Below are 7,133 nucleotides of genomic sequence, written 5' to 3'. Positions count from 1 at the left end.
TAAAGATAATTCTTGTTTTTGATTCATATTCATAAAAAACACGTCACCCTTTCTCATTAACATAAGAAAATAGTAACGTGCTTTTAACTTCAAAAATAGTCTAAATCCTTAAGTTGATGGATGTGGGGTCGCGCCCCATCTCTATCAAGCTAAGCTTATATAAAATAAATTTCAGGTGAGATTGTTTCTTATTTCTAAAGGACAAGTGTAGGTAATTGAAAGATTTGCATACAAAATAAACCTTAAAAAGTTTCACATTTAAGCTAAACTAAGCTAAGAAAGTCAATTTTAACAATCTATGTTTTTCTTTTACATATTAGCAGAATAAGAAGGTTATCAAAGGCTGGATGAAACCCCCAGCGAATGATAACCTTTTGAAATAGCATATCAATGATTTAAATAAATACCCTCATGAATATATTATTGAGCCACTCCAAATACATTGATTTCTGCCGCACTTGTCCATGGATTATTGTTTACCTCGCTTAATGCACGTAGTCTAATATAACGACCTGTCTTGTTTGCAAAGTTGACTTCTTTCAAATTAGTATTATTTGCAAAAGCACCTATGGATACAGCTGTTCCCCAATTCACTCCATCACTACTTACGTAAAACTCATAATCCTTAATCGTTCCGTTTATTTGGCCGTCTTGCCTTGGCAGGTAGCTGAATTTGGAGAGGTTATAGGTCGCACCTAAATCAATTTGAATCTCATGTGGCATTGGAGCAACAGGACTCCAATTTGTATGCCAAAATGTGTCTTTATTTCCGTCAAAGGCATACGTACCTAAATTGTACCAATTATAGCTATCTACATATTTTAGTGTCCAGTTTGTTTGCGGAATTAAGCTAGCTTCTTTTGTTGTGACCGCTACATTCATAGTCGAATTACTTGTGCTTGTCGTTGTAATCGTTACACCTGATTTTTCTCCCGTGTAGGTATTACTATTCGGATTGGTGTCTGGACTAAAGGAAGCAGCATGATTTTGATTCGTGTAATAGAAAGGGTCTTGGTATTCACTGACGGATTGTTCTATATCAATGAAAGGATGAGGATCACTGGAATTATTATTCATGGATTCATCAATATGCCAAACCGCAATACCACCAGAATTAGTTGGTAAGCTCGCATCATACCCAACCTTTGCGCGATTCTCAACTAAAAAATACGTATTATCCTTTAAAGGAATCTTTAACACATTATAGTTATTTGGGATCGCATTTAGAGTAAAATTGTTGCTGGTATTTACTACATTTGGCGTTACAAAACCTAGTTTTACCTTGGACCAAGCATCCATATGATCTGGCGTAGTTCCATACTCTTCTCCTGGAAGACTATTCCAAGCTCCATTCCCCATTATACTTAGACTACCCACACGGTTATTGTCGCCATATAGATCTGGAAGACCAAAAGAATGACCTAACTCATGAGCAGGTATACCAATTGTCGCCATATGACCATATTGCTTTTCCCCCTGCGCTGTATACATGCCTGATACTGTAACACCATCGTGATTTGTATTAGGAGCATATGACTGATGTGCCCAAATATTTGGAAGTGGACCACCACTAGCCTGTTCATTACCAGCAAGAAAACTTACAATGTAGAAGCCATCTTTAGAGTCAATGACTTGATCATTATTAGTATCAAGACTAGCAAAATTCACTTGAGAATCAGCTTTAGCCAGTGCATCTGTTATAACCGTACCCATACTTTTTCCCGATGTACTCGGATGAGCGTAATCTAATTTCACTTTAACCACTCCATCATTTTGAGTACCATATGTTTCAGGAGCTGGAGTTATCTGTACTTTTCCGTTACTTACTTCATTATAGTAATTCTTAACTGACTTTTGATTTGTAGAAAAGAATTTGTTACTCCAATCGTTATCGTTATATGCAATATCAACATCTGTAAACCCAATTAACAAAACAAGTAATTTTTTGTTTCCTAAAACTGGAGTGACAGTTCCATCAATATTTTTTGGTGATTCTTTTTGTAATTTATTCATGTGCTCCTGTTTTTTCTTTGCTTGAGGGTTGTAATTCTTTATCCATTTGTTCAAATTGTTCTCATTTACTGCCATTGAAGGCTTCTTATCAATTTTATATTTTTTCCCCGTCGATTTCAGTTCATCTAATGTAAGCTCCGCGTAATTCCAATACCCCTTCTGATCTTGTAAAAGTACATCTCCATCCTTTGTACTTACCCAATGGAACCATTCATCTCCATGTAACGTGCCCTCAAAAGATTCGCCTGAAGGCTGCTTCATTTTGACAACTCCCTCGTATGCTGGTGCGGCAAAAGAGTCCGTTTGAACATACAAAACACAAATCAAAGAAAAAACGGACATGAACAGGAATTTTAAAATTCTTTGCATAAACTTTCCCCCTTTTTCAATTGTGTGTGGAATATTCTGTTGATAGCCAGACTAGATTCATACATGGAATAAATCGACAGATACATTTGTATAACACTAACAGAATACCTTTAATTATAATTACAGGAAATTGAAAAAATGTTATTTTTTTAATTCTGTTAATATTTTCTCAAGATTATCCAGTTAAGCAGAATCGATGAAAGTTACATGTAGAGTTCCGGAAAAAATTATACTTTTAGTATGTATATAATGCCACATGTTGACTAATCCAAATTAAATAAAGTTTATGAGCAAAAGAGAGTGTAATTTGACATTGTGTAATAAAGATAAGGCCCACCTACTAAAATAGGTGGGCTTTTTGTTGGGTATTACTATCTCATTGCACAAAAGGGAATTTGTATTAAAATATTAACACATTTTTAGAGTTCTTATATTGAGAAAAAAGATACTATAAGGACTCTAAGAATGGCAAAATAATATACATTATAAAAATATAAAATCCGGTCATACAGATAGTTTAATTAAATATTATAACGCATTAACTCTAGCAGAAAAGAGGAATTAGTTTGTTTTAAAGTAATAAGTGGACAATACTTCTTAGGTGTAGAAGGTATCGAGATTCCTGTACCAATTCCAGCGTTGGCTGCAGCTCTATTAATTAGTTTAGGAATAATTCCACTTTGTTCTTAATTTAAGGAATTCCAAATACCCATACTTTTTAATGGATAAGCCCTTAAGTACATAAATGCTTTTGGGTTTTTATAATGAAAAAAGACACCTAAGGTGCCTTCCTCCGACTTGAGAATTACATCTATGTATTGAAGAAATTTATAAAAGATAAATACAAAAAGGACAGCTTCTAACAATAATTTATAGATGTTTATTATTCTCCAGATGAAGTTACTGGATTTTTTGTGATGATGAATAACAGTTGTTAGATAATAACTTATTTATCCCAAAAGTGCAGTTTGTAAATGATTCTGATTAAATCTTCTCATTAATTCAATTTTGTAATCTGTATAGAAATAAATTTTCAAATCAAATAAATTAGGGGTCACCATACATGCTCATTAAGTTAAACTATCATAATAGTTCCAGAACTAATTTTTTACATGTTAATCATTTTTATCGTTTTTGGTGAAGAATGTGTTTCTTAGCTTGATAGCGATGGGGTGCTCCCCCATATAAAGAAATTTTAAACCTCTTAATCTACATTTCCTTTATGTAAATATGGAAATAACGAAATTACCCCAAGGATAGCTAAACAAGCTCCAATCCATAGAGGAGATACAAAACCATATCCTTTACTGATCCCAAGACCACCTAGTGACGAACCAATAACAATACCTAGCGTAATAAAAGAACTATGAACGGTATTTATCATTATTCCATTACTAGCTGTCTTCATCACCCTTGCAACCATAGCTGGATTCAATGCTACACCAGTTAAACCAATAAAAATCGTAGAAATAACTGCAATGTATTTATTCTCTGCACTTAAAGCAAATAAAGACAACGCTATGATTAATATAATTAATCCACCCATAAGTATTTTCATTGTAAATTTATCAGCGAACTTGCCAATTATTATATTCCCAATTACCGTCGCACTACCATAGAGAGCAAGTAAATATGGAATACTTGCACTTGAAAACCCTGTAACATTTGTAAAGATAGGAGTGAAATAACTAAATGCTGCAAACGTACCACCAATAATGAACATACTTGTTACGTACGCTGCCCAAAGATGAATATTCTTAAATCGCAGAAGTTCATCTTTCCAATTTAATTGCTCTTTATTTGAAGAAGATGGTAATAACCGTTGAATCATAATTGCTGATACTAGCACAAGAACAGAAACAGCTCCAAAACTAATACGCCAGCCAAAATATTGCGAAATAACGGTTGTTATAGGTAAACCTAATACAGTTGCGAACATTAAACCTGCAAGTACAATTGATGCAGCTTTTCCCCTTGAATCAGAGTGAACCAATGCCGCAGAAAAGGAAATCGCAACTCCAAAAGCTGAAGCTGAAGCAATACCAGTTATAATACGTGAAATCATCATAATATCATAGTTCCAAGCAATAGCTCCGAGCGATTGACCAATTAAAAATACGAACATTAAAAACAATAATGCTTGTTTGCTGCGCATTCGTAAGAGGATTGCAGTTAAAATGGGGCCTCCTATTACCATTGCTCCTGCATAAGCTGAAATTAAATACCCAATGGATGATACAGAAACCTGGAATGCAAGAGCAAGTTCATTCATCATACCTGCAACCATAAATTCTGATGTAGTCATACAAAAGATTGCTAAAGCTAATAAATAAATAATCGATGGCATAAAAACACTCCTTATTCATTATTGTAATGATCGGTACAAAAATAGTGCGAAAAAAGGGCGCACTAAGCGCCACAAATAGACTCTACTGCTCCTTTGATAACTTGTTCAGACAACATCCGATTTTGCATCGATACATTAAGAACACGGAATCCGTAATAACTGCTTAAAAGCAGACTAGCTAATTCCTCAGCGGATTGCTTCTTTGAAATTTCACCTGTTTGCAATCCTTCCTCCATCACTGTTTCAATAGCTTGTTTAAGAAGTTCAACATGCTTCGAGAAAATTTCTTGTACCATTAAATCGTTTTTAGCACGTTCTATACTGGCATTAATCAATAAGCATCCTTTTTGATCCATATTCTCAAAGTCTTCTTTCAATGCCCATTCAAAAAAATTACTTAATCGTTCTTTAACTGGAATTGGAGTATGTAACAATTTCTTTTGTTCCCTAATCCCAATTTCATGGTAGCGTTCTAATACTTGTTTATACAGTTCATGTTTACTACCGAAAGTATTGTATAAACTTCCTTTTCCAAGTCCTGTATCACTGCATAAATCTTGTGTAGAACATCCTTCATATCCTCTTAACCAAAATGTTTTCATTGCAACATCTACAATTGAGGAATAATCAAACTCTCGAGGTCTGCCGCGTTTATTCAATCGTATCCTCCTCTCATTTTAAAGATAACATGAATAGAATACTCCTTTTTGTACCACGCGGTCAATAATTTTGTTTTAATGTTACTGTAAAATAAAATTGGATTATTTTAGATTATGAATAATTAAAAATAGCCCCCTTATTCAAATTGCCTAGCGAAAAAATCACGTTTTAATAGATTTCTTTATCATCTCTACCTTTCTATAGATTACTAGTTATGAAACGAGGATCGTTTCATAACTAGTAATTTACTTAATTAGCTTGCTGGTTATGGAGTAGTGCCCCTATAAACAAAACCCTCCAGAGACATCTATAATCTGCCCTGTTACCCAGCGGCTATCAGAAGAAGCAAGGAATGCTACTACATCTGCAATATCTTCAACTTGCCCTATTCGTCCGAACACAGATGAATCCGTAGCAAAATTCCGTATTTCTGAATCATCTAGCAATTTCGCATTGATATCTGTCTTCGTATATCCAGGCATAATTGTATTCACTGTTATACCTCGTTCTCCAAGATGTTTAGCTAGAGGAAGTGTCATCGTATTTAGTGCACCTTTACTTAAACCGTATGCAATGGACCCTGTAAAACCAAGTCTTACTTCCGCTGATGAAATGTTAATAACGCGCCCTTCTACTCGTAGTAACGGTAATGTTTGCTGAATTAAAAAGAATGGCGCCTTAATATTTACGGCCATAATTTCATCAAAAACTTCTTCTGTCGTATTTTCAATCGTCCCTTGTGTACCTATCCCTGCATTGTTTACTAAAATATCAATCTCTGATGTACCAACTCTTATTTGTAATTCATTCTTCAATTGTTCTACTATTTTTTTGACACCATCCATTAAATTGAGATCAGCTTCAATTAAGAATGCCTTTCCTCCATTAGATTCAATCTCACTAATTGTTTCATCTGCAGCTATTTTATTTCGGCCGTAGTGAATCGCAACTAATGCACCGTCGTTTGCCAATCTCATCGCAATCGCACGACCAATGCCGCGACTTGCCCCTGTTACTAATGCTACTTTCCCATCAAGATTCTTCATTTTTTCCATCCTTCCTAAATTCCCTTTTGATAAACCCTATACTTATATTTTCATGCAAATACTAATCATTTTAAATATAGATTTATAGGTAATTTAGTTCGTTCACTTATGATATTATAGTTATAATTCGCAATTCACTTTAGAAAACACAACAAGGAGGCTACACAATGCAAAACGCTGTAAAATTGGATGAAATCGATCATAAAATTATGAACCTGTTATATGAAAATGCGAGAATTTCTGTTTCAGAAATAGGACGAATTATATCCATGACGCAACCTGCTGTAAAAGAACGTATTAACAAGCTTGAAGATCAAGGAGTTATAGCGGCTTATCGAACGAAATTTGAGCCTGCAAAAATTAATAAAAACATTCAAGCATTCATCATGTTTAAAACGAGCCAATGCTCTGATTTTATTCAATTTTGTAATGCCGCTCCTGAAGTAACAGATTTATACCGAATTAGCGGGGAATTTAATTATATGATGAAGGTCATGAGCGATTCGATGGATTCTCTCGCTACATTTTTAGACTCTTTAATGCAATTTGGATTATCGTCTCCTTTAATTGTTTTAAAGAGTGAGTTTGAGGAGAAATTGTCGTTCTAATAAAGGGATACGTATTATCCCCGGCTAACAGTAAAAGTTTTTCCTTTATGAGAAAAGCCAATGAAATCAATGATTAGTAAACAAAAAAAG

The 7,133-nt window shown here is 34.3% G+C and carries 5 protein-coding genes; 1 reads left to right on the top strand and 4 read right to left on the bottom strand.

Going from position 1 to position 7,133, the window contains the following annotated elements; translation table 11 throughout:
- Positions 1-420: 420 nt before the first annotated feature.
- The 4 genes from AC22L0_RS20655 to AC22L0_RS20640 form a co-directional block, all read right to left on the bottom strand.
- Positions 421-2,382, bottom strand: a complete 1,962-nt coding sequence (locus AC22L0_RS20655; RefSeq protein WP_061654901.1) for a M6 family metalloprotease domain-containing protein — start codon at positions 2,380-2,382, stop codon at positions 421-423.
- Between the two features lie 1,204 nt (positions 2,383-3,586).
- Entirely contained in the window at positions 3,587-4,729 is a 1,143-nt protein-coding gene (locus AC22L0_RS20650) for an MFS transporter (protein WP_087964929.1), read from the bottom strand.
- Between the two features lie 62 nt (positions 4,730-4,791).
- Positions 4,792-5,388, bottom strand: a complete 597-nt coding sequence (locus AC22L0_RS20645) for a TetR/AcrR family transcriptional regulator (protein WP_087948649.1) — start codon at positions 5,386-5,388, stop codon at positions 4,792-4,794.
- A gap of 282 nt (positions 5,389-5,670) precedes the next feature.
- Complete coding sequence (locus AC22L0_RS20640) at positions 5,671-6,435, bottom strand: SDR family oxidoreductase (protein ID WP_016111604.1); 765 nt, start codon at positions 6,433-6,435, stop codon at positions 5,671-5,673.
- A 167-nt stretch (positions 6,436-6,602) separates the two neighbouring features.
- On the opposite strand from AC22L0_RS20640, the gene AC22L0_RS20635 reads away from it, so the two are divergent.
- Positions 6,603-7,043, top strand: coding sequence for an Lrp/AsnC family transcriptional regulator (locus AC22L0_RS20635; RefSeq protein WP_001178562.1), 441 nt, complete (start codon positions 6,603-6,605; stop codon positions 7,041-7,043).
- Positions 7,044-7,133: the final 90 nt, after the last annotated feature.

This window comes from Bacillus sp. LQ01, assembly GCF_057624735.1.
This window is presented reverse-complemented; position numbering and strand designations above follow the sequence as displayed.